This window comes from Nocardia sp. NPDC050413, assembly GCF_040655475.1.
In the GTDB taxonomy this organism is placed as follows: Bacteria; Actinomycetota; Actinomycetes; order Mycobacteriales; family Mycobacteriaceae; genus Nocardia; species Nocardia coubleae.
Map to the genome: position 1 here is coordinate 608,536 of NZ_JBFAJZ010000002.1, position 25,534 is coordinate 634,069.

At 68.6% G+C, this 25,534-nt stretch carries 25 protein-coding genes; 13 read left to right on the plus strand and 12 right to left on the minus strand.

Translation table 11 applies throughout. The features are described 5' to 3' along the window. Positions 1-45 precede the first annotated feature (45 nt). The gene (locus AB0I19_RS08835; protein WP_357146259.1) at positions 46-1,539 is read left to right on the plus strand and encodes an APC family permease; all 1,494 of its coding nucleotides are present in this window, start codon (positions 46-48) and stop codon (positions 1,537-1,539) included. On the opposite strand, the gene AB0I19_RS08840 is transcribed toward AB0I19_RS08835, so the two are convergent. The 3 genes from AB0I19_RS08840 to AB0I19_RS08850 form a co-directional block, all read right to left on the minus strand. Further along, complete coding sequence (locus tag AB0I19_RS08840; RefSeq protein WP_357146262.1) at positions 1,536-2,915, minus strand: wax ester/triacylglycerol synthase family O-acyltransferase; 1,380 nt, start codon at positions 2,913-2,915, stop codon at positions 1,536-1,538. The genes AB0I19_RS08835 and AB0I19_RS08840 overlap by 4 nt on opposite strands. Next, on the minus strand, positions 2,912-3,949 hold the full coding sequence (locus AB0I19_RS08845; protein ID WP_067491912.1) for an alpha/beta hydrolase family protein: 1,038 nt from the start codon (positions 3,947-3,949) through the stop codon (positions 2,912-2,914). Before AB0I19_RS08845 ends, AB0I19_RS08840 begins: the two co-directional genes overlap by 4 nt. 1,451 nt (positions 3,950-5,400) lie before the next feature. Continuing rightward, positions 5,401-6,054: a maleylpyruvate isomerase family mycothiol-dependent enzyme gene (locus AB0I19_RS08850; RefSeq protein WP_357146266.1), complete on the minus strand. Its 654-nt coding sequence runs from the start codon at positions 6,052-6,054 to the stop codon at positions 5,401-5,403. A gap of 66 nt (positions 6,055-6,120) precedes the next feature. Between AB0I19_RS08850 and AB0I19_RS08855 the strand changes: the two genes are divergently transcribed. Next, complete coding sequence (locus tag AB0I19_RS08855) at positions 6,121-7,038, plus strand: MerR family transcriptional regulator (RefSeq protein WP_357146269.1); 918 nt, start codon at positions 6,121-6,123, stop codon at positions 7,036-7,038. A 60-nt stretch (positions 7,039-7,098) separates the two neighbouring features. On the opposite strand, the gene AB0I19_RS08860 is transcribed toward AB0I19_RS08855, so the two are convergent. Genes AB0I19_RS08860 through AB0I19_RS08870 form a run of 3 tightly spaced genes read right to left on the minus strand, consistent with a single transcriptional unit; the run spans position 7,099 to position 9,160 of the window. Beyond that, positions 7,099-7,518 carry a Dabb family protein gene (locus AB0I19_RS08860; RefSeq protein WP_357146272.1) on the minus strand — a complete coding sequence of 140 codons (420 nt, stop codon included), beginning with the start codon at positions 7,516-7,518 and terminating at the stop codon, positions 7,099-7,101. Beyond that, positions 7,515-8,690, minus strand: coding sequence for an MFS transporter (locus AB0I19_RS08865; RefSeq protein ID WP_357146274.1), 1,176 nt, complete (start codon positions 8,688-8,690; stop codon positions 7,515-7,517). The genes AB0I19_RS08860 and AB0I19_RS08865 overlap by 4 nt, the downstream gene beginning before the upstream one ends. A gap of 29 nt (positions 8,691-8,719) precedes the next feature. Then, entirely contained in the window at positions 8,720-9,160 is a 441-nt protein-coding gene (locus tag AB0I19_RS08870) for an SRPBCC family protein (protein ID WP_357146276.1), read from the minus strand. Between the two features lie 147 nt (positions 9,161-9,307). Here AB0I19_RS08870 and AB0I19_RS08875 point away from each other — a divergent pair, with 147 nt between their 5' ends. Continuing rightward, the gene (locus AB0I19_RS08875) at positions 9,308-12,031 is read left to right on the plus strand and encodes an AAA family ATPase (protein WP_357146279.1); all 2,724 of its coding nucleotides are present in this window, start codon (positions 9,308-9,310) and stop codon (positions 12,029-12,031) included. A 53-nt stretch (positions 12,032-12,084) separates the two neighbouring features. Here the strand turns inward: AB0I19_RS08875 and AB0I19_RS08880 are convergent, their stop codons facing one another. Next, on the minus strand, positions 12,085-12,597 hold the full coding sequence (locus AB0I19_RS08880; protein WP_357146282.1) for a L,D-transpeptidase: 513 nt from the start codon (positions 12,595-12,597) through the stop codon (positions 12,085-12,087). A gap of 351 nt (positions 12,598-12,948) precedes the next feature. Here AB0I19_RS08880 and AB0I19_RS08885 point away from each other — a divergent pair, with 351 nt between their 5' ends. The 8 genes from AB0I19_RS08885 (at position 12,949) to AB0I19_RS08920 (ending at position 18,764) form a co-directional block, all read left to right on the plus strand. Beyond that, complete coding sequence (locus tag AB0I19_RS08885) at positions 12,949-13,377, plus strand: PaaI family thioesterase (RefSeq protein ID WP_357146285.1); 429 nt, start codon at positions 12,949-12,951, stop codon at positions 13,375-13,377. Between the two features lie 191 nt (positions 13,378-13,568). After that, complete coding sequence (locus tag AB0I19_RS08890) at positions 13,569-13,871, plus strand: urease subunit gamma (RefSeq protein ID WP_067491980.1); 303 nt, start codon at positions 13,569-13,571, stop codon at positions 13,869-13,871. Positions 13,872-13,875: 4 nt separating this feature from the next. After that, on the plus strand, positions 13,876-14,187 hold the full coding sequence (locus tag AB0I19_RS08895; protein ID WP_357146288.1) for an urease subunit beta: 312 nt from the start codon (positions 13,876-13,878) through the stop codon (positions 14,185-14,187). Between the two features lie 51 nt (positions 14,188-14,238). After that, positions 14,239-15,960 carry an urease subunit alpha gene (locus AB0I19_RS08900; RefSeq protein ID WP_357146291.1) on the plus strand — a complete coding sequence of 574 codons (1,722 nt, stop codon included), beginning with the start codon at positions 14,239-14,241 and terminating at the stop codon, positions 15,958-15,960. Positions 15,961-16,074: 114 nt separating this feature from the next. Continuing rightward, the gene (locus AB0I19_RS08905) at positions 16,075-16,611 is read left to right on the plus strand and encodes a YbaB/EbfC family nucleoid-associated protein (protein ID WP_357146294.1); all 537 of its coding nucleotides are present in this window, start codon (positions 16,075-16,077) and stop codon (positions 16,609-16,611) included. A gap of 114 nt (positions 16,612-16,725) precedes the next feature. Then, complete coding sequence (locus tag AB0I19_RS08910; protein ID WP_357146297.1) at positions 16,726-17,055, plus strand: type VII secretion target; 330 nt, start codon at positions 16,726-16,728, stop codon at positions 17,053-17,055. Positions 17,056-17,057: 2 nt separating this feature from the next. Then, complete coding sequence (locus AB0I19_RS08915) at positions 17,058-18,053, plus strand: hypothetical protein (protein ID WP_357146300.1); 996 nt, start codon at positions 17,058-17,060, stop codon at positions 18,051-18,053. 39 nt (positions 18,054-18,092) lie between these two features. Then, on the plus strand, positions 18,093-18,764 hold the full coding sequence (locus AB0I19_RS08920; RefSeq protein ID WP_357146303.1) for an O-methyltransferase: 672 nt from the start codon (positions 18,093-18,095) through the stop codon (positions 18,762-18,764). A 49-nt stretch (positions 18,765-18,813) separates the two neighbouring features. On the opposite strand, the gene AB0I19_RS08925 is transcribed toward AB0I19_RS08920, so the two are convergent. After that, complete coding sequence (locus AB0I19_RS08925) at positions 18,814-19,386, minus strand: helix-turn-helix domain-containing protein (RefSeq protein WP_357146305.1); 573 nt, start codon at positions 19,384-19,386, stop codon at positions 18,814-18,816. Between the two features lie 93 nt (positions 19,387-19,479). On the opposite strand from AB0I19_RS08925, the gene AB0I19_RS08930 reads away from it, so the two are divergent. Beyond that, positions 19,480-20,691, plus strand: a complete 1,212-nt coding sequence (locus AB0I19_RS08930; protein ID WP_357146308.1) for a pyridoxal phosphate-dependent aminotransferase — start codon at positions 19,480-19,482, stop codon at positions 20,689-20,691. A 1-nt stretch (position 20,692) separates the two neighbouring features. Here AB0I19_RS08930 and AB0I19_RS08935 read toward each other — a convergent pair whose 3' ends face one another. The 3 genes from AB0I19_RS08935 to AB0I19_RS08945 form a co-directional block, all read right to left on the minus strand. After that, on the minus strand, positions 20,693-20,911 hold the full coding sequence (locus tag AB0I19_RS08935) for a hypothetical protein (protein WP_357146311.1): 219 nt from the start codon (positions 20,909-20,911) through the stop codon (positions 20,693-20,695). 111 nt (positions 20,912-21,022) lie between these two features. Next, positions 21,023-22,246: a cytochrome P450 gene (locus tag AB0I19_RS08940; RefSeq protein WP_067491934.1), complete on the minus strand. Its 1,224-nt coding sequence runs from the start codon at positions 22,244-22,246 to the stop codon at positions 21,023-21,025. An 87-nt stretch (positions 22,247-22,333) separates the two neighbouring features. Next, complete coding sequence (locus AB0I19_RS08945; protein WP_357146314.1) at positions 22,334-23,320, minus strand: zinc-binding dehydrogenase; 987 nt, start codon at positions 23,318-23,320, stop codon at positions 22,334-22,336. Positions 23,321-23,639: 319 nt separating this feature from the next. Between AB0I19_RS08945 and AB0I19_RS08950 the strand changes: the two genes are divergently transcribed. Beyond that, on the plus strand, positions 23,640-24,857 hold the full coding sequence (locus AB0I19_RS08950) for a DUF418 domain-containing protein (protein WP_357146317.1): 1,218 nt from the start codon (positions 23,640-23,642) through the stop codon (positions 24,855-24,857). 1 nt (position 24,858) lies between these two features. Here the strand turns inward: AB0I19_RS08950 and AB0I19_RS08955 are convergent, their stop codons facing one another. After that, on the minus strand, positions 24,859-25,530 hold the full coding sequence (locus tag AB0I19_RS08955; RefSeq protein WP_357146319.1) for a helix-turn-helix domain-containing protein: 672 nt from the start codon (positions 25,528-25,530) through the stop codon (positions 24,859-24,861). Positions 25,531-25,534: the final 4 nt, after the last annotated feature.

Sequence of the window (25,534 nt, forward strand, 5' to 3'; positions counted from 1 at the left end):
GCGCGTCGCGCGCTTCACCGGCGCGGTCGCGGGTATAGGTTCCGCATGACCGTTGTCCTGAAGCGGGCTGTCACCACGCCGCTGCTGTACTTCTTCATCCTCGGCGACATTCTGGGCGCCGGGGTGTACGTGCTGGTCGGTTCGGTGGCCCGGGAGTCCGGTGGCGCCGTGTGGTTGCCGCTCGTCATCGCGCTGGTGCTGGCCACGCTCACCGCCGGTTCGTATGCGGAACTCGCGACGAAGTTCCCGAGGGCGGGTGGGTCGGCGCACTATGTCACCCGGGCGTTCGGGCCCGCGGCCGGGTCGTTCGTCGGTTTCTGCATGCTCGCCGCCGGTGTGGTGTCGGTGGGTGCGCTGGCCAGGGCGTTCGCGGGGGACTATCTGCAGGCGCTGGTCTCGGTGCCCGTCGTGGTGGTGGTCGTGGTGTTCCTCGTGCTGCTCGCGGCACTCAACATTCGCGGCATCCGGGAGTCGTTGGGCGCCAACGTGGCAGCCACGCTGGTCGAGGTCGGCGGGTTGCTGCTCATCATCGGACTCGGCCTGTGGGTGATGCTGCGCGGTGACGCCGACCTGAGCCGCCTCACCCAGGTGGGCACCGCCGAACAGGGTGCGGTCGGTGCGGTGCTGGCGGGCTCGGTGCTGGCGTTCTATTCGTTCGTCGGGTTCGAGACCTCGGTGAATCTGGCCGAGGAGGTGAAGGATCCACGCCGGTCCTACCCCACGGCGCTGTTCGGTGCGCTGCTCACCGCCGGGGTGGTGTACGCGCTGATCGGTGTGGTCGCCAGTGCGGCGGTGCCCACCGAGAAGCTGGCGGAGTCGAGCGGCCCACTGCTCGAGGTGGTGCGGGTGGCGGGGGAGGTGCCCGACTGGTTGTTCAGCGTGATCGCGCTGGTCGCGGTCGCCAACGGAGCCCTGCTCACCGGCATCATGTCCTCGCGGCTGGCGTACGGCATGGCCCGCGACGGTCTTCTACCGTCCGCGCTCGCCCGGGTCCTGCCCGGCAGACGCACACCCTGGGTCGCGATCCTGGCGACCTCGTCGGTGTCGTTGCTGCTGGCACTGACCGGCGAAGTCGATTCGCTGGCAGCGACATTGGTGCTGTTGCTGCTGTTCGTCTTCGGTGCCGTCGACGCGGCGGTGCTGGTGTTGCGCCGCGAACCGGGCGAACCGGGACACTTCCGGATTCCGACCGTCGTGCCCCTGCTCGGCCTGGCGTCGTGCCTGTTCCTGTTCACCCGCATCGACGGTGAGGTCTGGGCGCGCGGGCTGATCCTCGTCGGTCTGGGCGCGGTGCTGGCCGTGGTGAACGCGATTCGTGCCCGCGGTGGTGTGGATGCGGAAAAACGGGTAGAGCCAGCCGAGGACCCGCAGAGGAGGAAGCTCATGACCACACCACGCGACCGCGACGACGACACCGCCGAACCGAAAGGTGGACGACCTGGCCCCCGTGACGAGGGCAAGGACGGTGGCATGGCCACCCGCGAAGTCGCCCCCGATGTCGCCGAGACCGACGAGGGTGCGCAGGAACCGCCGGACTAGCCGACGGCATCCCGCGCGGTCACGGCGTCGGCGAGCCTGCGGAACGAGCTCAGCAGCAGATCGCCGTAGTGCTCGGGGTCCGGCATCATCACGGCATTAGTGGTGACGGTGATGGCCAGTTCCGCGCCCTGCGAGGTGATGAGATGACGCAGGCCGTCGCCGTCGTGGATCGGCAGCGCACCGAGCACGCGCGCCAGCGGCCGTCCGGCGAACCGTAGGTCGTCGCGGACCGGTGGCACATTGCTGATCGTGGTGTTGCTCAACGGCACTGAGGTCACCGCGTCGAACCGGCGCAGGGTGCGCGCCCAGCCCGCGGCTCGCAGCAGCAGTGCGGGCGCGGTCTCCACGCGCGACTCGGTGCGCAGGGTGGCCGGGTCGGTGGCGGTGGCCTTGGCCCGCTTCGCCGATTCCCCGATCGCGAGCAGCCGCCGCACCGGGTCGTCGATGTCGGTGTGCAGATCGACGAACATCTGGGTGAGCTGGTTCACCGAATCCCACTGCGCCACACCGCGCATCGACATCGGAACCATGGCCGCGAGGGAGGCCTCGGGTGTCTCGTCGTGCTCGGCCAGATACGCCGCGAGCGCGCCCGACACGGTGGTCAGCATCAGGTCGTTGATGGTGACACGGGCGGGGCACGCGGCCTGCACCACGCGGACCTCGGTCATCGGCAGGGTGACGACATCCATGGTCAGTGGTGCGTGGATATCGCGGTTGAAGCGGGTCACGGGTTGCTGGGTCACCGCGCCGGCGTCGCCGGGCGCCCGGGTCCGGACCATGCCGAGGGCGAATCGTGCGGGGGCGGTGAGCACAGTGGTGGCGGTCCGCACGGCTGCGCCGATCAGGTCGTCGCCCCCGAGTTCGACCTCGGGGGCGGGCGCGTCGCCGAACAGCTTCGCCTCGAGTTCGCGGGTCGCGACCCCGTCGCAGACGCTGTGGTGGAGTTTGAGCACCACCACCGTCGCCGTCCCGATCCCCGGCACCTCACGTACCCGGTCCAGGACATGGATCTCCCACGGCGGCTTGACGAGATCCATTCTCGCCGAGGCGAGTTCGGCGATTCGCGCCTGTGCGGCGGGCCAGCTACCCGGCGCGTCGAGGAAGACATGATCGGCCATATTCGCCACCGGAGCGGGCACCCAATACGGCAGATCGAGGTCGAAGGGGGTGCGGCGCAGGCGGCGATGGAACAAGGGGGAATGGCCGAGGCGAGCCCGCGCCCACTCGCGAACCTCGCGCGTGTTCAGGGGCACGGTGCCGTCGTCGGCGAAGCAGTAGACCGCGACGATGTGGGAGAGGTGCCGGTCGGTCTCGTCGTAGACGAACACAGCGTCGCGCGGAGCCAACCGCCCGGGGCGTACCCGCAAGGTGCTCACAGGCCGAGCGCCGTCGCCATCATCGGCCAGGAAGCGTGCAAGTCGTCTTCCCAATAACCCCATGAATGAGTTCCGGTCGCGCGCATATTGTAGGTGATATTCGTACGCCCGAGTTCGCGTGTCCGCTGGGCCATTTGCGCGGTGCAATACATGGTCGCCGCTTCGATTCCGCCGCCGACGAGCATTTGATTCTGCAGAATGGACGCGGGGTTTTTTCCTTCGACATGTACCCGCGGATTCGCGAGGGTGTCGTGCACGCCCGGCAATCCACTTCCGGCGGCGATATAGATCGGGATATCGGGCAACCGATGCGCTTGCACATACGGGTCGTGCTCGCGCCAGGCGGCATCGCCTGCCTGCCCCCACATGTTCTCCACCTTGCCGCCGCCGAGGCGGACCACCAGCGAGACGAACTCACGGCCCACCGGGTCGCTCGTCATCGCGCAGCCGCTGTAGGAGGCGACGCTCCGGTAGAGCTGCGGGGCCTGGATGGCCAGGTCGAGCACCGAACTGCCCGCCATCGAGATGCCCGCGAGCGAGTTCACGCCCGTGGTGCCGAAGGCCGCGTCGATCACCGGCGGCAACTCCTGGGTGAGGAAGGTCGTCCACTTGTTGACGCCGTTGTTCTTCAGGTTCTTCGCCAGTCCGGGATCGGGCTGCTGCCAGTCGGTGTAGTAGCTGAACGCCCCTTCCATCGGCATCACGACATTGACGTGCTTACCGGCGAAGAACTCGGCCGCATTCGTCTGACCTGCCCAGTTGGCCGAATCCTCGCCGCCGCCCGCACCGTTGAGCAGGTACAGCGTCGGGGCGGGAGTCGCGGTGTCGGCGGGGCGGAGCACGCGCAGCGCGATGGTGCGATCCATCGACGGCGAATAGACGCTGATCTCGGCGGTCTGGCCGGTCTGACCACGGCTCACCAGGTGGGCACCGGGCGCGGCGGTCGCCCGCGGGCCGTCGGCGAGCACGGGAGCGGTGGCCAGGGCGGCGGCACAGGCCGCGGCGAGGAGGGTGCGGAATGCGGGTGTGTTCATCGGTGGTACGAGCCTGCTGACTTCTCGAAGAGCGACCGGGGGCCGGCCGGTGGGCCGGCCCCCGTGACAGAGCTGAGGGCTACTTGCCGGGCGTCGGCGTGCCGCCGCTCGCCGAGATGAGCGCCTGCACGAAGGGCAACGCGGCATTGCTGAGGCTGCCTGCGCCGGTCTCCAGCAGTTCGTAGAGGGATCCCATGTGTTTCTCCTGGTGGTGATGGGTGAATCAGGCTCGCGTCAACGGGCGAGCCGGGTGACCGGACGGCCGGATTACGGGAAGAAGGCCTCCACCGAACCGAGGAAGACGGCCAGCAGACCGTCGCCTTCGGCAGCCGAACCGAGTCCCGCGATGGCCGCGGTCAGAAGCTCACTCAACGAGCCCATGTATCTCTCCTTGCGTTGTGGCCACACCAGGCTTCGATGTGACGCCGGTAACGTAACCCGCCACTCAAGGTGTGGCAACCCGATGTTTCACTCCGCTCGAACTGTTCATATTTTTCTTCCGTGCGGAATCAACTTGTGGATTGCCGACGGGGTGCGCCGACACTAGGTGTGACCTGTGGTTACTGCCACTGTCTGGCACAGTTATCGGCCGTTTGGCAGTGAACACTGATGTACGCGGAAAGGGTGTCAAGGGGGCTTTTTTCTGCTGTGAACTGCGGTGGTGCGGTGAGCTTCGGTGTGGCGCCTGTGAGCGTTGCCGGTTGGAGTGTGCGGTGCTGGATGCCCTGTCGGGCCCGGGGGAAGTGCGGTGCGGGTGCGTCGAACGGGTGTTGCCAGGTGGACGCGCAAGCCCCTGCTTTCAGGGTTATGCCTCGGCGCGATCGTTCCCGGCGGCGTTCTCCGGCCGTTGGGCAGTGATGCATTTCAGCTATTGCAAGGTAACTCGCGCTGGTGTTGTGAACGGGCCGGAGGGGACTCGTCGGCCCGCTCCCGACCCGCTCGCCTGATCGCTACTTACCCGGTGACGGCGTGCCGCCGCTGGCCGTGATCAGTGCCTGGACGAAGGGCAGCGCGCCCTCGCTGAGACTGGCCGCGCCGGTCTGCAGCAGTTCGTAGAGAGATCCCATGGTGTTCTCCTTTCAGGAATAGGTGATCGATTACGGGAAGAAGGCTTCGACGGAGCCGAGGAACACGGCGAGCAAACCGTCTCCTTCGGCGGCGGAACCCAGTCCCGCAATTCCTGCCATCATCAATTCGGTGAGTGAACCCATATCAGTTCTCCTTGCGGCATTTTCGGATCTGCATCAGCGGCGGTCGCCCGCCGTGATGCCGGTAACGTAGCCGCTGCCCATTTCTCGTCATCCGATTATTGGCGGATCCGGACAATTCATCCCGAATTCTTTCCGACGGAAAGTATCTCGCCGGGTTGGCGAACGTCACTACCGCTGATGCTGTGACCTGTGGCGACACACAAGGCTTGTCACGCGTCGCCCTTCCGTCGGCGAGCCACGTCAATCCCCCTGTCCGCCACCGGTGGTGGGCAGCAGCACCCGTCCGCCGGTGGCCGGGCATTCGGCGCGGCCGGTGACGAGCATCAGCAACTCCGCAGCAGTGCCCGTGACCACCGCCCCCGATCCTGCTGTCCATCCGGTGTCGGTCGCGCACAGCTGGTATCCGGCGAGCCGCTCGGGCGCGTGGAACGGCGCTCCCATCGCCCATACCCGCTCCAGCGACCACTGCGCGGGCTCCGGCGGCATGACCCGCTCGATGTCGAGCGGCACGGCGATGTCCTGGCCGTGTACGAGCAGGTCCATCAACCGGTCGAGCGGCGTCGTGCCGATCGGCGTCGCGCGCGACCCGATCGTTTCCCGCAGCTGCGCGAGCAGTTCCGTGGTGGTCGTCCGGTCGGCGTACCGAACGGCACTGTCGTGGATGAGCCGATCGATGTTTCCCCGCGCCCGCACCAGCTCCACCACAATCGTCGCGAGCGTGAACCGGGTCGCGAGCACCAGATGGGCAATCACGTCGCGAATGCGCCATCCCGCGCACAGCGACGCTGTGTCCCACTCGGATTCGTCGAGCCCGGCCAGCAGGTCGACCAGTGTGGTGCGCTCCTCGGCCACGCGCCGCCAGACGGTGTCCGCGCCAGGTCGTTCGATTGTCATCATGTCTCCTTCGGTCGATGTCGTCGGTACCGTAGGAGCTCCACCGAGGTGGAGGTGCCAGGAGATGTGACGCACAACACACGTCTGACGATCGGTGAACTCGCGGCGAGAACCGGCATCGCAGTGCGCACCGTCCGCTACTACTGCGACGAAGGGTTGCTGGCTGCCGAGCGCACGTCGACCGGGCATCGGACATTCGGCCCGGATGCGGTCGACCGGTTGAACCTGCTGCGCCGCCTGCGCGCCCTGGGAATCGGCTTGGCCGCTGTCGCCGAGGTCCTCGCCGGCACGCGCGCCTTGTCGGACGTGATCGCCGCCGAACGCGAAGCCCTCGCCGGCGAACTCGCCGCGCTGCGTCGCCGCGAGGCGCTGCTGACAGCGGTGTCCCGAACTTCCGGCGAGGTCGGCGTCGCGGTGGATCTGGTTTCCGCCGTTGCCGATCCGCGTGCCGCGCACGACGTGCTGGTCGGCTTCTGGCGGCGTCAGCTCGCCCCACTGCCCTCACCCGTACTGCACGACTTCATCGACATGAATGTGCCGCGCCCGCCGACCGATGCCGACCCGCAGTATCTGCTGACCTACGCCGAACTGGTTGCCGCCGTGCGAGATCCGCGGCTGAAGGCAGCGATGTTCGAGACCGTCCGGCACAGCGCGGTTCCGGGAGTGCGTGACGAAAAGGCCCTGTTGCTGTCCGTCGCCCAGGCCTGTCTCACGGCTGCCCCGCTGGTCGCTGTCGGCGAACCACCGCGTCCCGGCGCCGAACTCGACCACTACGTACATGCCCACGCCACCGTCCGCGCCGAACGGGACACCCCCGAATTCCGCGCCCGACTGCTCCGCGCCGCCCCCACCGCCGCCCACCGCGTCCGCCGCTACTGGCGCCTCACCACCGCCCTCACCGGCGAACCGGTCACTTCCGGCGCCGCCCACCTGTGGCTGTTCGACGCCCTGGCCGTGTCGGTCGCGCGGGCGGACGAGAGCTGACGCTCGGCACGGCGGAAGGGTGTGTGCCCGTGAGCACACACCCTTCCGCAGTGTGGAAACCTACTTCTCGCCGTGGGCGCCCGGTGCGGCGCTACCGCTGTATTCGTCCAGGTCGGAGACGAGTTTCGTCAGTTCCGGGTCGCTGTCGTAGCGGCGCTGGTGGAGTTCGGCGATCTTGGCCGCCATCTCCGGGTCGGCGTCGTCGGTGATGTCGAAGGACGCGAACTTCTCCACGAGGGGCAGTCCCACCCGGTCGGTCTCGCGGTGCGCGGGGTGGATCAAGTACTCCCAGTAGCCGGCCAGATCCTCGATGGCGAAGACGGCGCCCCACTCGTATTCACCACCGAAGTCGCGGCCGACGACGAAGGACTGCACGGAGGGGATGACCCGGCCCTGGTTGCGCAGGCTCTCGAGGGCCGCTTCGACGGCTTCGGGGCTCGCGTCGGCGCGGAGGGTGAAACGGTTGCCGTGGTAGATCATGGTCGTACTCCTTGTCGGTTGAGCGGGACGGCGAGTGCCGCGCCCGCGGTCATGGTGATGCCGGTCCAGAGGAACGCGCCGCCGATACCGGCGACGTCGATCAGGGGTTGCAGGACCAGCGGTGAGAGGAACTGGCCGAGGAAGATCCCGGTGACGAGCCCGCTGAGGACACGTCCACGGTCTGCCGGGGAGGTGAGGTCGCCGAGGCGCAGGTTCAAGTTGGGTACGGCGACGCCGAGACCGAAGCCGCCGACCAGCAGTCCGGCGAGGACTTGCGCCACCGTCGTCGTGGTACCGACGAGCACCCAGCCCGTACCGAGGAGGCCGATGCTGCCTGCGGTGAGAACGCCTGTGCTCCAGCGGTTTCGCAGCGTCGGGAAGAGAAGTGCGCCGACGACGCTGCTGAGTGTGGTCGCGGCGACGACAGCACCGACGACGGCCGGTCCGCTGCCCAGCTCGGTCAACAGGAACGGCAGCTGAGTGGGTGCCATGTAGAACGCCAGGGTCACCAGGAACGCGAGCAGGTAGATCCCGATGATCGGCTTGCTCACCCGTCCCCGCGGCCTGTCGTGGGCACCGGACGTGGTGTGGCGCGGCGTTTCTCGCAGCATCAGGACCGCGAACGGCAGGATGGCGGCCGACGCGGCGTAGATCCAGAACGGTGCTCGCCAACCGGTGGCGGCGAGCGCTCCGGCCAGCGGCAGGAAGACCACTCCACCGATACCGGCGAACGCCTGCTGCAATCCGAGGAACGACGCCCGTTTCGGGCCCTCGAACCAATCGGTGACGGTGGCGCCGACCGCCGTCATGACACCGCCGACGGCGATCCCGAGAACCGCACGGGTCACCAGCAGCACGCCGAGGGAGTCCACGAAGTAGCCCGCCACCCCGGCGACGGCGTACAGCGCCAGGCTCCCCACCAGTACCGGTTTGCGTCCGGCACGGTCGGCGATGATCCCGGCCAGCGGTGCGCTGAGGCCGATCGCCAGCGAGGTGATGGTGAGCACCAGTCGTACCAGCACGTCCGACCCCGGCACATCCGCGAACACCTCGCGCATGGCGGGCAGACTGGGTGCGATCACCGCCGGGGCCATGATGGTGAGCATCGCGGCGGCGAGCACTGTCGCGCGGGCGGCGCGGGAAGGGGCGTCCACGATCGGTGGGGCGCTCATGGTGGTCTCCTCGTGTTCGGTGCGTGGCGTCAGATCTGTTCGGCGGTGCGCTTGAGGTGGCTCAGCCACGAGATCAGTGCGCCGTCGAGGGCCGCGCGCATGCCCTCGACATCCGCGCGGATGGGTTCGCCGTCCCAGGACTCCTCGGTGCGCACCCGTACGCCGCCGTCCTGCTCGGTGAAGGTCCACACGTGCACGCCGGTGATCCCCTGCGCCGGACCGCCCCACACGATGCGGTGCGTCTCGTCCACCGAGTAGACGGTCGACTCGATGTCGAGACCGAAAGTGCTCCAGCGGAACACGGTTCCGGGCCGGAGGGGACCGTCGACGGCGGCCGCGGTGATGTCGGGTTGCCAGGTGGTCCAGCCCGCGATGTCGGTGTGCAGGTCCCACACCCGCCGCAGGGGCGCGTCGATGATGATGGCGTGGTCGGCGACGACGGGTGCCGTGGTGTCGATCGTGGTGATCATGGGGTTTCCCTCCGGTCGGTTTCGGTGTCGAGACGAGCTTCTCCCGGCGCCCCGGTGCTTCGCGTCGGCAGAAATCACCTATTCGGACCGCCTCGGTAACCGTGGCCACCCGCGTCCGGAAACGGACATCTCGATACACTGCCCGCCATGGCGGCGGATACCGGACTGATCGGTCGGAACGAGTACATCCGCCGGATCGCCGACCTGCTCTCGGCAGCTCGCTCGGGGTCGGGCACCGCACTGGTGCTGCGCGGGGGACCGGGCGCGGGCAAGTCGGCATTGCTCGCGGAGGGTGTGCGGTCGGCCACCGGCTTCCGGGTACTGCAGGCGAACGGCGCCGAGTTCGAGCGGGAACTGCCGTTCGCGGTCCTGCATCAGCTGTGTCGCCCCGTCCTCGAACAGGTGCGCGACCTCGCCGAGCCACGTCGTCAGGCGCTCGAAGGTGCCTTCGGTCTCACCGCCGCCGCGCCCGATCTGTTCGGCATCGGTGTGGCGACGCTCGACCTGCTGGTCGCGGTGGCAACCGACCAACCACTGCTGTGCGTGATCGACGATGCCCAATGGGTCGACGAGGCCTCGGCGCAAGTTCTGTCGTTCGTGTGCCGCCGGATCGGCGCGGAGCCGATCGCGGTGCTGATCGGATCCCGATCGTCCACCAGGGCAACCCCCTTCGATGTTCTGCCGAATTCGGACCTCGTTCCGCTCGCCGACGCCGAGGCACGCGCGCTGCTGGCACGCGCCGTTCGCGGCCCGCTGGATTCGGCTGTGCGCGAGCGGATTCTGACCGAAGCGCGGGGAAACCCGCTGGCCCTGGTCGAATTGCCGCGCAGCGCGCACGTGGCCGGTGGCTACGCGCGCCCCGACGAATACCCGGTCACCGCTGTCATCGAGGCCGGCTTCCGGGCGAGGTTGGCGCAATTGCCCGCGCCCGAGCGGTTGTTGCTCACCATCGCCAGTGCCGACCCGACCGGCGATCCGGCCCTGCTGTGGTCGGCGGCCGAGCGGTCCGGCACCGACCTGTCCACCGCCGTCGATGTCGGCGGGATAGCGGAATTCGGTGCTCGCGTGCGGTTCTCGCATCCACTGGCTCGGTCGGTGGTCTACCGCGCGGCCGACCCCGAGCTGCGCCGCTCGGTCCACCGCCTGTTGGCCGGTGCGACCGACCAGGCCACCGATCCCGATCGGCGAGCCTGGCATCGCGCGATGGCGTGTATCGGTCCCGACGACGAGGTCGCCGCCGAACTGGTCGAGTCCGCGGCACGGGCCCGAGCCCGGGGTGGGGTAGCGGCATCGGCGGCGTTCCTGGCACAGGCGGCGGCGTTGACCCGCGACCCGGTTCACCGCCTGGAACGGACCTTCGCCGCCGTGGCGGCTCAGATGGTGGCAGGCGACATCGACGCGGCGGGCGAACTGCTGGCGACTCTCGACAACGAGTCCCTCGACGACGCGCACCGCGCGCGCCTGGACCAATTCCGCGGCAGGCTCGCCGTCCTGCGGCACCCGGACGGCGACGGACCACGCCTGATGCTGCGCGCCGCGCGTCGCCTGGCCGACGCCGACCCGCGCCGGTCACGTGACTGTCTGCTCGACGCACTCGAGATGGCGCTGAACGCGGGGCGGTCCAGTGGTGTCATGGACATGGTCGTCGAGGCCGCCCGCACCGCGCCACCCGCACCCGCTCCCGCCGATGCGGCGGACGCGGTGCTCGACGGCGTGCTCAAGCTGGCCGTGGACGATCACCGGGGAGCTGCCGCGCTGCTGCGGCCGGTCCTCGCGCACGATCACGACGCGGTGTGGGACCGTCATCCGGCGCTGGGTGTCATCCTCGCCGGTGAGCTGTGGGACCTGGACGCGCATGCCCGCATCACCTCCTGGCTCCTGCGAGAAGGCCGGGATTCGGGATCGCCCTTCCTGCTGCGGCTGGGGTTGACCCAGCTCGCGACGGCCGGGGTGCACGCGGGAGATTTCGCCGCGGCCGAAGCCGCTATCGCCGAAGAAGCGGCGGTGGCCGACGCGTTCGGCGCCGAAGCGCAGTTGTATCCGCGTCTGCAACTGGCCGCTCTTCGCGGTCGCCGCGCCGAGGTGGACGAGCTCGGCACGGCGGCGCTGGACGCCGCGCGGACCAGGGGTGAGGAGCATCTGCTCGCCAATGTCTACTGGGCGCGAGCGGTGTCGAACAACGCCGAAGGCGATTACGCCGCCGCGCTGGCTGCCGCCCGCCGGGTCACCGATCACCGCGCCCTGTTCCTGACTGCCGTCACCTTGCCCGAACTGGTGGAGGCGGCGGTGCGCACCGGCGAGCGCGACCTGGCCGAAACCGCCCTGGCCGAACTCACCGAACGGGCCGAGGCAGCAGGCACCCTGTGGAGCTCGGGCGTGGCGGCCTACGCGGCGGCCCTGGTCTCCGATCGCGAAGAGGACTACCGGCGATCCCTCGACCATCTCGACGCCGCCGCCGTGCGCCCCAGCCGGGCCAGGGCCCACCTGCTCTACGGCGAATGGTTACGCCGAGAGGGCCGCCGACGCGAGTCGCGGGAACACCTGCGCATCGCCCACGACGCACTGTCCACGCTCGGCATGTCCGCCTTCGCCCGCCGAGCCGCCGACGAATTGCGCGCCACCGGCGAACAAGCCCGCAGCCGCACCGCCCCCACCTACGAACAGCTCACCATGCAGGAACTGCACATCGCCCGCCTCGTGGCCACGGGCGCCACCTCCAAGGAAGTCGCGACCCAGCTCTTCCTGAGCCCACGCACGGTCGACGCCCACCTTCGCAACATCTTCCGCAAACTGGGCGTCACCTCACGCAGACAATTGCGCACCCTCCCGAATATCGGCACCGCCGAGACGGGTGCGTCTCGCCCGGGCTGATGGCGTTCCCCCGAACGAGGGGAGGCCACGACTGGCCTCCCCTCAGCGGACGATCAGGGAACCACTTCGACGATGTCGCCGGGCTCGAGCCACTCGTAGTGCGCCTTGGCGCCGTCGGGGGTCAGGCGGATGCAGCCGTGGGACTGCTCCTCGGTGGGTCCGATGTGGTAGGCGATGTCGCCGTTGAAGAAGATCGCGTATTCCATGGGCGCGTTGTGCAGGGTGCTCCAGTGGAACGGCTTCTTGAACGCCACCTTGAACGTGCCCGGCGGGGTTTCGTAACCGGGGCGGCCGTGCGACATCGGGGTGGGACCGTAGGTCACCTTGCCGTTGTCCATCAGCCACGCGTTGTTGGTGGACAGCTGCAGGCACGCGCGGGCCTTCTCGCTGCACGGCGCCACCACCGGTTCCGGTTCGGGCGCGGGAACGATGGCGGGCACGCCGGGGATATCGGGCCCACCGGGCCACAGTGGTTCGGCCTGCACGGGTGCGGCGAGCGCGGTACCGGCCACCGCCGCACACATCGCCGCGCACGCGGCCCACCGGGGAATACGACTACTACTCACGAAATCTTGCCTCTCTCGCCGCGCCCACCCCCTGGTCGTCGTACGCCCAGAACATGAGCTTTCACCATCGACACAAGCCTCGGAACATAGAGGTGTGAACGATCATGGAGTATTGCGATTGTGTTGAGCAAGCCCTGGATATCGCTACCGGCGCGTCGCATTCGGGCAGCCACTTGACCACTTAGGTAAGCCTGACCTATGCTCATCGTGGCGTATGGATGAGCCGGTGGTCCCGAGGGCTGCGGTCGACCCCCTCGTTCCTGCCGCGGCGGGCTCCGTTCTCGTAACGGGGTCCGCCGCTTCGTTTTCCCGGTGGCGACGCCGGATTTCTGATGGTGTAAACCGGACGGTATGAGCGAAAATCCCCTGTCGTGGGCTGATATCACCCCCGAGCTGATGACCAAGATGAGCGAAGGCACCTTCACCGACCTCATCGGCATGCGCTTCACCGAGGTCTCCGCCGACCGCGTGCGCGGCGAATGGGAGGTGCGCCCCCAGTTGCACCAGCCCGCGGGCATTCAGAACGGCGGCGTCTACTGCACGGTGATCGAAACCCTCGCCAGCGTCGGCGCCAGTGTCTGGTTCGGTGAGCGCGGTCAGGTGGTCGGCGTCAACAACAACACCGACTTCCTGCGCGCCGTGCGCGAGGGCACCCTCACCGGCGAGGCCACCCCGATCCACCGCGGCCGCAGCCAGCAGTTGTGGGTCGTGGTGATCACCGACGCCGAGGGCCGCCTGGTCGCTCGCGGACAAGTGCGCCTGCAGAACCTGGCGGCCTGATCTCCATTCCCTGCGATGATCCGCTGCCGGGTCGAGCGCGTCGGCGGCGAGAGTGCCGATGCCGGCGCTTCGTTAACTTCTCGTTAATCGAGCCGGGTTCGTCCCAGGTCACGGCGTCGGTGGGCGACCCGCGGGGGCACGCACGTGCCAGAATGTCGCTCACCGACCACGATCCGCCGAGGAGAACCCCGATGCGACTGTCGCCGCACGAGCAGGAACGGCTGCTGCTGAGTTACGCGGCCGAGCTGGCGCGGCGCAGGCAGGCCAGGGGGCTCAAGCTCAATCATCCCGAGGCGGTCGCGCTCATCACCGACCACGTGCTCGAGGGCGCGCGGGACGGGCGGACCGTCGCGGAACTGATGTCCTCGGGGCGCCAGGTGCTCACCAGGGACGACGTGATGGTCGGCGTGCCGGAGATGATCCACGACGTTCAGGTCGAAGCGACCTTCCCGGACGGGACCAAACTCGTCACCGTGCACCACCCGATCGGATGAGACCATGATTCCCGGTGAATACCTGTGTGCCGAGGGCACGATCGAACTGAACGCGGGCGCGACGCGCGTGGAACTGGACGTGGTCAATACCGGTGACCGTCCCGTGCAGGTGGGCAGTCACGTCCATTTCCCGCAAGCCAACGCCGCGCTCGACTTCGACCGATCCGCCGCCTACGGACACCGCCTCGATATTCCGGCGGGCACGGCTGTCCGGTTCGAACCGGGTCTGCCGCAAAGGGTTTCGCTCGTTCCGCTCGGTGGCACCCGCGAGGTCTACGGGATCAACGCCGACGCACCCGGCCGTCTCGATGGCTGAGCGCAACCGAACACCGCACGCCGTTTCGCCGCAGCTTCCGGGAGAGAGCCGATGACCGAACTCAGCCGCGCCCGCTACGCCGAACTGTTCGGCCCGACCACCGGCGACCGGATCCGCCTGGCCGACACCGACCTGCTCATCGAGATCACCGAAGACCGGTGCGGCGGACCGGGACTGGCGGGTGAGGAAGCGGTCTTCGGCGGCGGCAAGGTGCTGCGTGAGTCGATGGGGCAGTCGCGCGCCACCCGCGCCGACGGCGCACCCGACACGGTCATCACCGGGGTGGTGATCGTCGACCACTGGGGCATCATCAAGGCCGACGTCGGCATCCGCGACGGCCGTATCTGCGGAATCGGCAAGGCGGGCAACCCCGACACCATGTCGGGCGTGCACCCCGACCTCGTCGTCGGTCCGGCGACGGAGATCATCGCGGGCAACGGCCGCATCCTCACCGCGGGCGCCATCGACTGCCATGTGCACTTCATCTGCCCGCAGCTGATGGAGGAGGCCCTCGGCGGCGGCATCACCACCCTCATCGGCGGCGGCACCGGCCCGGCCGAGGGTTCCAAGGCCACCACCGTCACCCCCGGTTCCTGGCACCTTGCCCGGATGCTGGAATCGCTCGACCACTGGCCGTTGAACATCGTGCTGCTGGGCAAGGGCAACACGGTGAGCCAGGAATCCATGTGGGAGCAATTGCGTGGCGGCGCATCGGGTTTCAAACTGCACGAGGACTGGGGTTCCACCCCGGCCGCCATCGACGCCTGCCTCTCCGTCGCCGACGCGGCGGGCGTGCAGGTGGCGCTGCACTCCGACACCCTGAACGAGGCGGGCTTCGTCGAGGACACCCTCGCCGCCATCGCGGGCCGTGGCATCCACGCCTATCACACCGAAGGCGCGGGCGGCGGCCACGCACCCGACATCATCACGGTCGCTTCGCATCTCAACGTGCTGCCCAGTTCGACCAACCCCACCCGCCCGCACACCGTCAACACCCTCGACGAACACCTCGACATGCTGATGGTGTGCCACCACCTGAGCCCGTCGATCCCCGAGGACCTGGCCTTCGCCGAATCCCGCATCCGGCCCTCGACGATCGCCGCCGAAGACCTGCTGCACGACCTGGGTGCCATCTCCATGATCGGCTCGGATTCCCAGGCCATGGGCCGCATCGGTGAGGTGGTGCTGCGCACCTGGCAGACGGCACACGTGATGAAGGGCCGTCGCGGTGCGCTGCCGGGCGACGGCGCCGCCGACAATGCCCGCGTCCAGCGCTACATCGCGAAATACACGATCTGCCCGGCTGTTGCGCACGGACTCGACGACGAGATCGGTTCGGTGGAAGTCGGCAAACTGGCCGATCTGGTGCTGTGGGAACCGGCGTTCTTCGGCGTCCGACCGCACGCGGTCCTCAAGGGCGGCATGATCGCCTGGGCCGCGATGGGCGACGCCAACGCCTCCATCCCCACCCCCCAACCCGTCCTGCCGCGCCCGATGTTCGGTGCCGCCGCCCCCGCCGCGGCCGCCACCTCCCTGCATTTCGTCTCCGAGCAGGCCATCGACGACCGTCTGGCCGACCGGCTCGACGTCCGCCGAAAACTGGTGCCCGTCAAAAACGTTCGCCGCGTCACCAAGACCGACATGCCCCACAACGACGCCATGCCACGCATCGAAGTCGACCCCGACACCTTCACCGTCCGCGTCGACGGCGAGGTCTGGACCGAGGCCCCCGCCACCGAACTCCCCATGGCCCAGCGCTACTTCCTGTTCTGAGGGCCCGCCGCCGGGCGTCGGCGGCCTGGGGTAATCTCGGCGCGATCCGAGCGGGGCGGGTATCGGTCGCCTCGCGTCACGTGCCGGGCGAACCGGCGGGAGGGGGCCGTTGCCGTGGACGATCTGACCGGTGCCGCCGATGATCTGGCGCGCTGGGCGCAGGATCTCGAGCGCAAGTCGCAGCGGTATCAGGAACTGCACACCAAGATGGCCGACGTGAGTGTCACCGACACCTCGGCCGACGGGCGGATCGCGGTGACGGTCGATGCGAACGGGTGCACCACCGCCGTCACCCTGGCCGCCGGCGTGCGTGGCATGGACCCCTCGGCCGTCGCCACCGAACTGATGGCCTGCACACGTCGTGCCCAGGCCCGGCTGCGCGACCGCGTCTCCGGACTGGTGCACGACGTCGTCGGCGCCGACGAGGCCGGGGCCGCGATCGTCGGCCAGTACACCGAACGGTTCCCCGATCCGCTCGATTCCGAGCATGCGCCCGTCGCCGCCACGCCGCCTCCGCCGCCGGTCGCCGCGTGGCCGCCCGTCGAACCCGAGGTGCCCGCCGCCCGCAAACCTGACCGCGACCGGGTCGTCGCGCCCGTGGAACCCGACGAGGAAGATCTCTTCTACCAGCGCAAATCCTGGCTGCAATAGCGCGATCTCGGCTGCGGCGAATATTCGGGGGAACCGAATGGGGTGGTGCCGCGTCCAATCAGTTCGAGACAGGTGCGCGCCCTCGATCGGGTTCGCCTTCAGGAGGGAGTCAGCGTGACCGGTGTGGTGAATGTCGACCCGAATGCGATCAGAACGCACGCCGGATCGGTGGACGGCGTCGCGAGCGGGGTGGCCTCCGCCCTCGAAGCGGCGAGCTACCTGGCCCACGCCGACGACGGCTACGGCCTGCTGGTGAAGCCGTACGCGGTGATCACCCTCAACACGCTGCACGACGAGATCGTCGACGGGCTCACCGAACTCGATGCCCTGGTGGCGGCGATGCCGGGCAAGTTGCGCACCGCCGCCGACACCTTCGAAACGTGCGACACCACCCGGGCCGGACAGCTGAAAGCCACCACCGCCGAGATCGAGGGGACCGTCTGAGCATGGCCGACCAACCGACCGCCCTCGGCACCTTCCTCAACGAGAACTCGGTGCTGCCCGGCACCGTCGACACCTTCGACGACGCGCCCGCACCCGACAACGACCTGCTGGCCGACGGAACCAACTACCGCGACACCTACTACCAGGAAACCAATTTCCTGTTCAGCAACGTGGGCGTACCGCGGATCGAGGAGAAGAGCGGTGGGCCGGAGGCCGACGCGGGCATCCTCAAAGGCACCCTGCAGGGCGACACCATCGAGAACGGGTACGGCCTCTACAACGCCTTCGCGGGCGGCGGGTCGACCACCGACAAGATCGACGCCATCGCCAAGGCCGGATCGACAGCGGCCGACTGGTCCTCCGCTGTCCAGACATTCGGCAAGGCCATCAAAGGCACCTCGGCCCTGGCGAAGTTCGACCCGTTCAACTTCATCGGCTCACAGCTGATGAGCTGGATGCTCGAACATGTGGAACCGATGCGCAAGTCGCTCGACTCCATCACCGGCAATCCCGATATGGTCCAGGCGTATTCGGATTCGTGGAAGAAGATCGCCGACCATCTCACCACCACCGCCGGGCAGCTGGCCGCCGCCGTCGACACCGGCATCGGCGAGTGGACGGGCTGTGCCGCCGAGGCTTATCGCACCAAAGCGACCGAACTGGCGAGCACGATCGCCGAGAAGGCCGCCGTGTCGCAGATCCTCGCCGACTGCGACAAGGCGATGAAGTCGATCGTGGAAACGGTGCGCGGCATCGTCGTCGAGATCCTCAGCAGTCTGGCGGGCATGCTGCTCGAGATGACCGCGATCCTCATCGCCTCGGCCGGAACCGCGTCGCCCGCGCTCATCGCTCGCGCGCTGGCCGATATCTCGCTGGCCACCATGAAGGTGTGGCAGATGCTGATCAAGCTGGCCGAGGCGCTGGTGTCGACGAAGACCATGGCGCAGAGCGCGGTGCAGTTGGTGCGCGGGGTCGCCGAGGTGGAATCCGCGAAATAGGTGCCGGTGTCCGGTGGGGGATGGTGGCAGACTGCGGGTATGACCAGTGCTGAGTGGGCCGATGTCGACAGTTATCTCGTTAGTGCGCTTGTCGGGGAGGAGGGGGTGCCCGCGCTGCAGGCGAACGCCACCGCGGGGCTGCCCGCGATCGATGTGTCGCCGCCGCAGGGGAAGCTGCTGAACCTGTTGGCGCGCACCGCACGTGCGCGTCGGGTGCTCGAGATCGGCACGCTCGGCGGGTACAGCACCGAATGGCTCGCGCGGGCGGTCGGTGAGGGTGGCACCGTGGTGACCTTGGAATTCGAGCCTCGTCATGCCAAGGTCGCGCGGGAGAATTTGGACCGGGCCGGAGTGGGGGAGCGCGTCGATATCCGGGTGGGGGCAGCCCTCGATACGCTGCCCGAGGTGGCTGAGGACAGCAGCGAACCGTTCGATCTGGTGTTCATCGATGCGGACAAGGTGAACAACTCGAACTATGTGCAGTGGGCGTTGCGGCTGACCCGCCCGGGCTCGGTGATCATCGTCGACAATGTGGTGCGGGGCGGGGCTGTCGCCGACGAGCATTCCGACGACCCGAACGTGCGGGCCAGCCGCGAACTCATCGACCTGCTCGCCGCCGAACCCAGCCTGGACGCCACGGTGATCCAGACCGTCGGCGCCAAAGGCTGGGACGGTTTCGCGTACGCGGTGGTCAACGGTCCGGAGGCCTAGCGGTACCGCCTCGACGCGGCGTCGATCAGCCGGGCCGCGCTCGCGCGGGTCAGCGTGCGGGTGACAGCGCCCGCGGCGACAGCGGCTGCGCACCGGTCGCGATATCGATGGCTTCGGCCAGGTCGAGCCGCAGTTCGTGATCCGATGCGGGTGCGGGTCCGTCGTGATGGGTGATGCCCTCGGTGGTGCGCACGTAGTGCAGCACGGTGTCGCCGATGTGCACGGTGACGGTGCCTGCGTCGACGACCTCGGCGAGGGCACGGCCCAGGGGCAGCGCCAGCCAATGCGCGCGCACCGCGTCGGTGGGATTGCGCTGCCCGAGCAGCGGCGCACCCCACCCGGCCAGCGCGTCGAGCACCGGTCGCAGCCCCCGGCCGAGTTCGGTGAGCTCATAGCTCGAGCGCATTCCGTTGCGGTGGTGGGTGAGCACACCGTCGCGCTCGAGCCCTTTGAGCCGGGTCGCGAGCATATCGGTGCTTATCCCGGGCAGGTCGGCGAACAGATCACTGTAACGGCGTGGGCCGGAACACAATTCGCGGACAACGAGCAGGCTCCACCGGTCCCCGACGAGGTCGAGCGCGCGGCTCACGGCGCAGTAGTGGTCGTAGCTTCGGCGTGACACGGCTATCACTCTAACCTGATACTTGGAAAATCCAAGTGAGATCTTGGAAAAACCAAGTAGTGTGTGCGGCAACCACATCGCGGAGGGAAGTCCATGCAGTTCAAGCAGTCGAGCAAGCTGTCGGGAGTGTCGTACGAGATTCGCGGTCCGGTGGCCGAGGAAGCCGCCCGGCTCGAGGCCGAGGGGCATCACGTCGTGAAGCTCAACACCGGCAATCCGCTGATCTTCGGGTTCGACGCGCCGCCGGACCTCTTGCAGGACATGGTGCGAACCCTGCCCGCCTCCACCGGTTACACCTCGTCGAAGGGCCTGCTCTCGGCCCGGCGCGCGGTGGTGCAGTACTACCAGACGCTCGGCGTGCCCGATGTCGACGTGGAGCAGGTGTTCCTCGGCAACGGTGTCTCCGAGCTCATCATGATGGCGATGACTGCGCTGCTCGAGAACGGCGACGAGGTCCTCGTGCCCGCCCCCGACTTCCCGCTGTGGACGGCCGCGACCGCGCTCAACGGCGGCACCCCGGTGCACTATCTGTGCGACGAGGGCGCCGACTGGTATCCCGACCTGGCCGACATCACCGCCAAGATCACCGACCGCACCCGCGCCATCGTCCTCATCAACCCCAACAACCCGACCGGTGCGGTGTACCCGCCGGAGGTGTTGCGGGAGATCCTCGAGATCGCCCGCAGGCACAACCTCGTCGTGTTCGCCGACGAGATCTACGACAAGATCTACTACGACGACCTGGAGCACACCGCCGTCGCCTCGCTCGCCCCCGATCTGCTGTGCCTGACCTTCTCCGGCCTGTCGAAGAACTACCGCGCCGCCGGTCTGCGTTCCGGCTGGCTCGTGGTGTCGGGCCCCGTTCAGCACGCGGCGAGCTATCTCGAGGGTCTGACCATGCTGGCCGGTCTGCGCTTGTGCGCGAATGTCCCCGCGCAGCAAGCCATTCAGGCCGCGCTCGGCGGGTACCAGAGCATCAACGATCTGGTTCTGCCGGGTGGCCGACTGCGCGAACAGCGCGACCGGGCGTGGGAAGCGCTCAACTCCATTCCCGGTGTCTCGTGCATGAAACCCAAGGGCGCGCTCTACGCCTTCCCGCGCATCGACCTGGACATGTACCCCATCCACGACGACGAGAAGTTCGTGCTCGACCTGCTGCTGCAGGAGAAGCTGCACATCGTGCAGGGCACCGGCTTCAACTGGCCGCGTCCCGACCATTTCCGCATCGTCACCCTGCCGCACGCCGACGAACTCGAGGCCATCATCGAACGCATCGGCCGCTTCCTGGCCACCTACCGGCAGTAGGTCAGGTCGGGCAGCCCTGCCCGGAGTCGCCGGACGCCGAGGGCGGCAGCTGGATGAGGCAGAGGACGAGCCCGGCCATGGCGTCGGCCAGCTCGCCGGACCCCGTGTGGACCGTCGTGCGGTTCGGCCCGGGGATCTCGGCCGAGGCGGCCGGTGCGGCGAGTACCGGCACCGCCGCAGCACAGACGATCAGCGCCGCGGCGGCGAACTTCTTCGGCATGATCGGCCCCTGTCTCCCGGATGACGTCTCGGTCCCGATGCTACGCCCGGTGTGTGCCCGCGGACTTCGGCGCAGCGACGAGGGCTGAGCGCAGCCACGAGACAGAAGGACTCACCGCAGCCGGACCGGTAGGTCGAGCAGACCGCGGATGAGCGTGCTCGTCTGCCAGTGCATGGTGGCGGCGGGGTCCGCCAGACGTAGGTCGGGAAAGCGCCGGAGCAACGCGGTGAAGGCGATCTCGGCCTCGAGGCGGGCGAGCGGTGCGCCGACGCAGAAGTGGATGCCGTGACCGAAGGCGAGATGACCCGAGGTCGGCCCGTCGACGGTGAGCGTATCGGGGTCGGTGAATCGGGCGGGGTCGCGGTTGGCGGCCGCCAGGGCGACGTTCACGATCTCACCCGCCGGAATCTCGACACCGCCGAGGGTGACGGGCTCGGCGGTGAACCGCAGCGTCGCCATGTCGACCGGCCCGTCGAAGCGCAGGAACTCCTCGATGGCCTCGGGCACACCCGCCGGGTCGGCGCACAGTGCCGCCCACTGGGTGGGCTCACGCAGCAGGGCGTGCACACCGTTGCCGATCAGGTTCACGGTGGTCTCGTGCCCGGCGACCAGCAGCAGGAACGCCATCGACACCAGTTCACGGTCGGTGAGCCGGTCGCCGTCCTCGTCGGCGAGCACCAGCTGCGACAGCAGATCCTCGGCGGGCCGGGACTGCTTGGCGCGCACCAGACTCGACAGGTACGCCGCCATCGCGGCGGCGGCGGCGGGCCGCCCCTCTTCCTCGCCGACCACCCCGACCAGCGACCGGGTCCACGCCTGGAAGTCGTCGCGGTCGTCGAAAGGAACACCGAGCAGTTCGCAGATCACCGTCACCGGAAGGGGATTGGCGAATACCTGCATGAGGTCGACCTCGTCGTGGCCGTCCATCGCTGCCAGGAGGTTCTCGGTGATCTCCTCGATGCGGGGACGCAGAGCCGCCACTTGCCGGGTGGTGAACGCCTTGTTCACCAGTTTGCGCAGGCGGGTGTGCTCGGGCGGGTCGGTGCTGAGCATGTGCTGCAGCAGCACCATGGTGTTGGCGTCGGTGGGGGTGCCGTCGCGTTTGGCGCGCAGGATCTCGTCGGCACGCACCGTGTCCTTGCGCAGCCGAGGGTCGGCGAGTGCGGCGCGCGCCTCGGCATGACCGATGACGATCCAGCGGATCACATTGTCGGGGAACAGCACCCGATGCACCGGCCCGGTGGTGCGCCAGCGGCGGTAGTGGGCGTGCGGGTCGTCGAAGAAGTCGGCGCCGATGGTCTCGACAGGGGCGGCGGCGGTGGTGGTGTCGGCCATTTCGTCACGGTACCGGGGTGGCCGCGGCGACGCGCCGGAAGCGACCACCCCGATTACCGAATTCCCTTGTGACAGGCGGTGTCCGGATCAGCGGGCGGACCCGTGCAGGGCGATCTTGCCGTTGCGTCCCGGCGTTTCCGAGGCGACGGCCGCGTCACCGGCCTTGTCGAGGGGGAACTCACCGTCGAGTTCCAGGCGCAGTGTGCCGTCGGCGGCCAGCCCGACCAGTTCGGTGATGAGCCGCACGTAATCGGCCCGGTCGATCTCGGCGCTGCGCTGCTGGCCCCAGAAGCCCTTCACGACAGCCTGTTTGAAGATCACCGCACCGGTGTCGATGACCATCGGCTTGCCCGACAGCGCGCCGAAGGAGATGAGTTCACCACGCGGGGCGAGCAGCGACATCAGCGTGGCCGCGGCCGGACCGCTGACCTGGTCGACGGCCCGCACGATCGGTTCGCCGCCGGTCACCTCGCTCACGCGGTCGGTCCATCCTTCGCTCTCGGTGTCGAGGACCGGGCCGTAGCCGAGGTCCTCGAGTGCCCGCACCGAACCAGGTCCGCGCACCAGGCTCAGCACCCGCACGCCACGCTGCTTCGCGAACAGGTTGACCTGCCGGCCGACGGCGCCGTTGGCGGCGTTCACCACGATCCACTGACCCGGCTGCACGGCGAGGTCGTCGAGCAGCATCAGCGCGCTCAACGGCATGGCCAGCAACTGGCAGGCGGTCTCGTCGGGCACCGTCGGCGGCATGGGAACCACCTGGTCGGCGCGCGCGACGAAGTAATCGGCCCACGCGGCCCGCGCCCCGGCCACCGCGACCCGCTGCCCGACCTGCACCCGGTCGGCGCCCGGGCCCACCGCGTCGACGACGCCGACGGCCTCGGTGCCCGGAATCGCGGGCAGTGAGGGTTTGTAGCCGTATACCCCACGCACGATCGCGAGGTCGTGGTTGTGGATGGGTGAGAGCGTCATCGACAGCCGCACCTCACCTGGTCCCGGTTCGGGCACGGGCACGGTCTGTGCCGCGAGTACGTCCTTCGGCTCCCCGAATCGTTCGATCACCACTGCCTGCATGTCCGCCTCCGAAGCTGGTTGCGAGTCGTGCACGATGCGCCCATTCTTCCACCGCGCCGCACTTCCCCCGACTCCGCACGGCCCGGTCGCGCGTCTCGCGTACTCGGCACAGAGGCCGACGGCAGCCCGCCTCGGGCCACCTCGGCGCAGGATGCGAGGCTTTGCCGATCGGCCCGTATGCGACATTTTCGCCATCGCGTCCGCACACGATTCGCCCGTGTCAATACGCCGCAAGGGTGACCGATGCCCCCTGCGGTAGCCCCACCGAATCGGTCTTTCGGGGGACGACCGGCGAGACACTCCGGCCTACTCTCGGTCCATGACAGCCGGAACCCCTTCACCTGCGGCATCTTCCGGCCGCCGCATCGGCGAGGTCGACATCCTGCGCGGATTCGCCCTGTTCGGCATTCTGATCACCAATGTGATCATCGCGACCACGCTGTGGTCCGCCGTCGGCACGCGAGAGGACCCGCGTTCACTGTTCGACGGCACCGCCGACCAGCTGGTCCGCGCGGGCGTCGACGCGCTGTTCACCGGACGTTTCTACCTGCTGTTCGCGTTCCTGTTCGGATACTCGTTCACCCTGCAGATCGCGGCGGCCCAGCGTGCCGGGGCGCCACCGGTGCGGCGGCTGCTGCGGCGGTGCGCGGCGCTGATGGGAATCGGCCTGCTGCACGTGTACTTCCTGTGGGTCGGCGACATCCTCACCCTGTACGCGGCGCTGTGCCTGCTGCTGATCGCCCTGCGCAAACTCTCCCCCCGCACCGCCGTCATCACCGCGATCGTGCTGTATTCGCTGTGGTCGGTCTTCGCCTTCCTACCCGGGAGCGGCACGGGCACGCTCGGCCTCGGCCTGTTCTTGGACCTGCCGAAGATGTCGGCGGACTTCACCGGCAGCTTCGCCGACACCTTCGCCGCCCAGACCTCCGTCGCCCCGGTGTTCGCGATCCTCATCTGGATAGGCCAGGGCGTGCCGAGCCTGGCGATGTTCCTGCTCGGCATGGTGGCGGGTAAACGCAATCTGTTCGAGGACGCCGCGACCATCGCGCGTTGGACGCCCCGGGTGCTGTGGATCGGGTTCGGGCTCGGGTTCCCGATCTCGGCCATGACCTTCGCCCAGCTGATGGACTGGTGGCATCCGCCGGTCCTGGTCCACGGACTCCAGTACCTCATCGCGCCCGCCATGACGTTCGCCTATGTCGCGCTGGTCCTGCGGCTGGCGGGCTCGCCGCGCACCGGCCGGTATCTCGCCGCGCTCGCGCCCGCCGGGCGAATGGCGGCCACCAACTACATCGGTCAGTCGGTGGTGCTGATGGTGGTCTACACCGGATACGGTTTCGCCCTCGCCGATACCGTCGCGCCGCCGGTGGTCGTGCTCGTCGCGCTGGTCACCTTCGCCGCCCAGCTCGCGCTCAGTGCCTGGTGGTTGCGTCACCACCCCTACGGTCCGGTGGAATGGGTGTTGCGCGCCGCCACCTATCTGACAGTGCCCGCTTGGAGGAAACCGAAAGCGGCTGCGGCGCAGCCAGTTCGATGACCTAGCCGGACCGGTCGGCGCGCGCGGCGAAACCATCGCAGAGCGCGTCGAGGCCCAGGTAGAGCAGATCCTGCGAGGTCAGCTCGCTCACGCCGGCGCCCTCCAGGTCCGCCAAGGCGGGCGGCACCGGGAACTGTGGTGTGCCTTCCAGCAGATCGCGCAGACCGTTGGGGTCGTCGGTCGCGGTGCGCTTGTCGGCGAGCAGGGCGCCACCGACCACCGGCAGGCTCGCGCCCGAGATGTAGTTCCACACCGTGAACGCCATGGTCGTGGCCTCGCGCGTCGACACCTCGAGCTCGCGCAGGCCGGCCACCAGCCACGCCAGGCTCGCCAGACCCTGGGGGCCGAAGCTGTAGCGGGGGACCGCGAAGGTCAACAGCACCCACGGATGCTGCTGGTAGAGCTGCCAATCGATCTCGGCGGCGATGCGCACCCGGTCGCGCCAGGTCCAGTTCTGCCCGGTCGGGTCGGGGTAAGGATGCCGGGCGGCGATCTCGTCGGTCATGGCCGCGATCAGTTCGTCCTTGCTGTCCACGTGCCGATACAGCGACATGGTCCCCACCGCGAGGCGATCGGCGATGCGCCGCATCGACACCGCGTCGAGGCCGTCGGCGTCGGCGAGGGCGATCGCGGCGTCGACGATCGCCGCCCTGGTGAGCTTGGCCTCAGTCATCCCA

What these genes read in the sequence shown, in the direction of transcription:
- AB0I19_RS08835 (WP_357146259.1), top strand. Translation starts at nt 46, where the DNA reads ATGACCGTTGTCCTGAAGCGGGCTGTCACCACGCCGCTGCTGTACTTC.
- AB0I19_RS08845 (WP_067491912.1), bottom strand. Translation starts at nt 3,949, where the DNA reads ATGAACACACCCGCATTCCGCACCCTCCTCGCCGCGGCCTGTGCCGCC.
- AB0I19_RS08850 (WP_357146266.1), bottom strand. Translation starts at nt 6,054, where the DNA reads ATGACAATCGAACGACCTGGCGCGGACACCGTCTGGCGGCGCGTGGCC.
- AB0I19_RS08860 (WP_357146272.1), bottom strand. Translation starts at nt 7,518, where the DNA reads ATGATCTACCACGGCAACCGTTTCACCCTCCGCGCCGACGCGAGCCCC.
- AB0I19_RS08865 (WP_357146274.1), bottom strand. Translation starts at nt 8,690, where the DNA reads ATGAGCGCCCCACCGATCGTGGACGCCCCTTCCCGCGCCGCCCGCGCG.
- AB0I19_RS08870 (WP_357146276.1), bottom strand. Translation starts at nt 9,160, where the DNA reads ATGATCACCACGATCGACACCACGGCACCCGTCGTCGCCGACCACGCC.
- AB0I19_RS08875 (WP_357146279.1), top strand. Translation starts at nt 9,308, where the DNA reads ATGGCGGCGGATACCGGACTGATCGGTCGGAACGAGTACATCCGCCGG.
- AB0I19_RS08885 (WP_357146285.1), top strand. Translation starts at nt 12,949, where the DNA reads ATGAGCGAAAATCCCCTGTCGTGGGCTGATATCACCCCCGAGCTGATG.
- AB0I19_RS08890 (WP_067491980.1), top strand. Translation starts at nt 13,569, where the DNA reads ATGCGACTGTCGCCGCACGAGCAGGAACGGCTGCTGCTGAGTTACGCG.
- AB0I19_RS08895 (WP_357146288.1), top strand. Translation starts at nt 13,876, where the DNA reads ATGATTCCCGGTGAATACCTGTGTGCCGAGGGCACGATCGAACTGAAC.
- AB0I19_RS08900 (WP_357146291.1), top strand. Translation starts at nt 14,239, where the DNA reads ATGACCGAACTCAGCCGCGCCCGCTACGCCGAACTGTTCGGCCCGACC.
- AB0I19_RS08915 (WP_357146300.1), top strand. Translation starts at nt 17,058, where the DNA reads ATGGCCGACCAACCGACCGCCCTCGGCACCTTCCTCAACGAGAACTCG.
- AB0I19_RS08920 (WP_357146303.1), top strand. Translation starts at nt 18,093, where the DNA reads ATGACCAGTGCTGAGTGGGCCGATGTCGACAGTTATCTCGTTAGTGCG.
- AB0I19_RS08930 (WP_357146308.1), top strand. Translation starts at nt 19,480, where the DNA reads ATGCAGTTCAAGCAGTCGAGCAAGCTGTCGGGAGTGTCGTACGAGATT.
- AB0I19_RS08935 (WP_357146311.1), bottom strand. Translation starts at nt 20,911, where the DNA reads ATGCCGAAGAAGTTCGCCGCCGCGGCGCTGATCGTCTGTGCTGCGGCG.
- AB0I19_RS08940 (WP_067491934.1), bottom strand. Translation starts at nt 22,246, where the DNA reads ATGGCCGACACCACCACCGCCGCCGCCCCTGTCGAGACCATCGGCGCC.
- AB0I19_RS08945 (WP_357146314.1), bottom strand. Translation starts at nt 23,320, where the DNA reads ATGCAGGCAGTGGTGATCGAACGATTCGGGGAGCCGAAGGACGTACTC.
- AB0I19_RS08950 (WP_357146317.1), top strand. Translation starts at nt 23,640, where the DNA reads ATGACAGCCGGAACCCCTTCACCTGCGGCATCTTCCGGCCGCCGCATC.
- AB0I19_RS08955 (WP_357146319.1), bottom strand. Translation starts at nt 25,530, where the DNA reads ATGACTGAGGCCAAGCTCACCAGGGCGGCGATCGTCGACGCCGCGATC.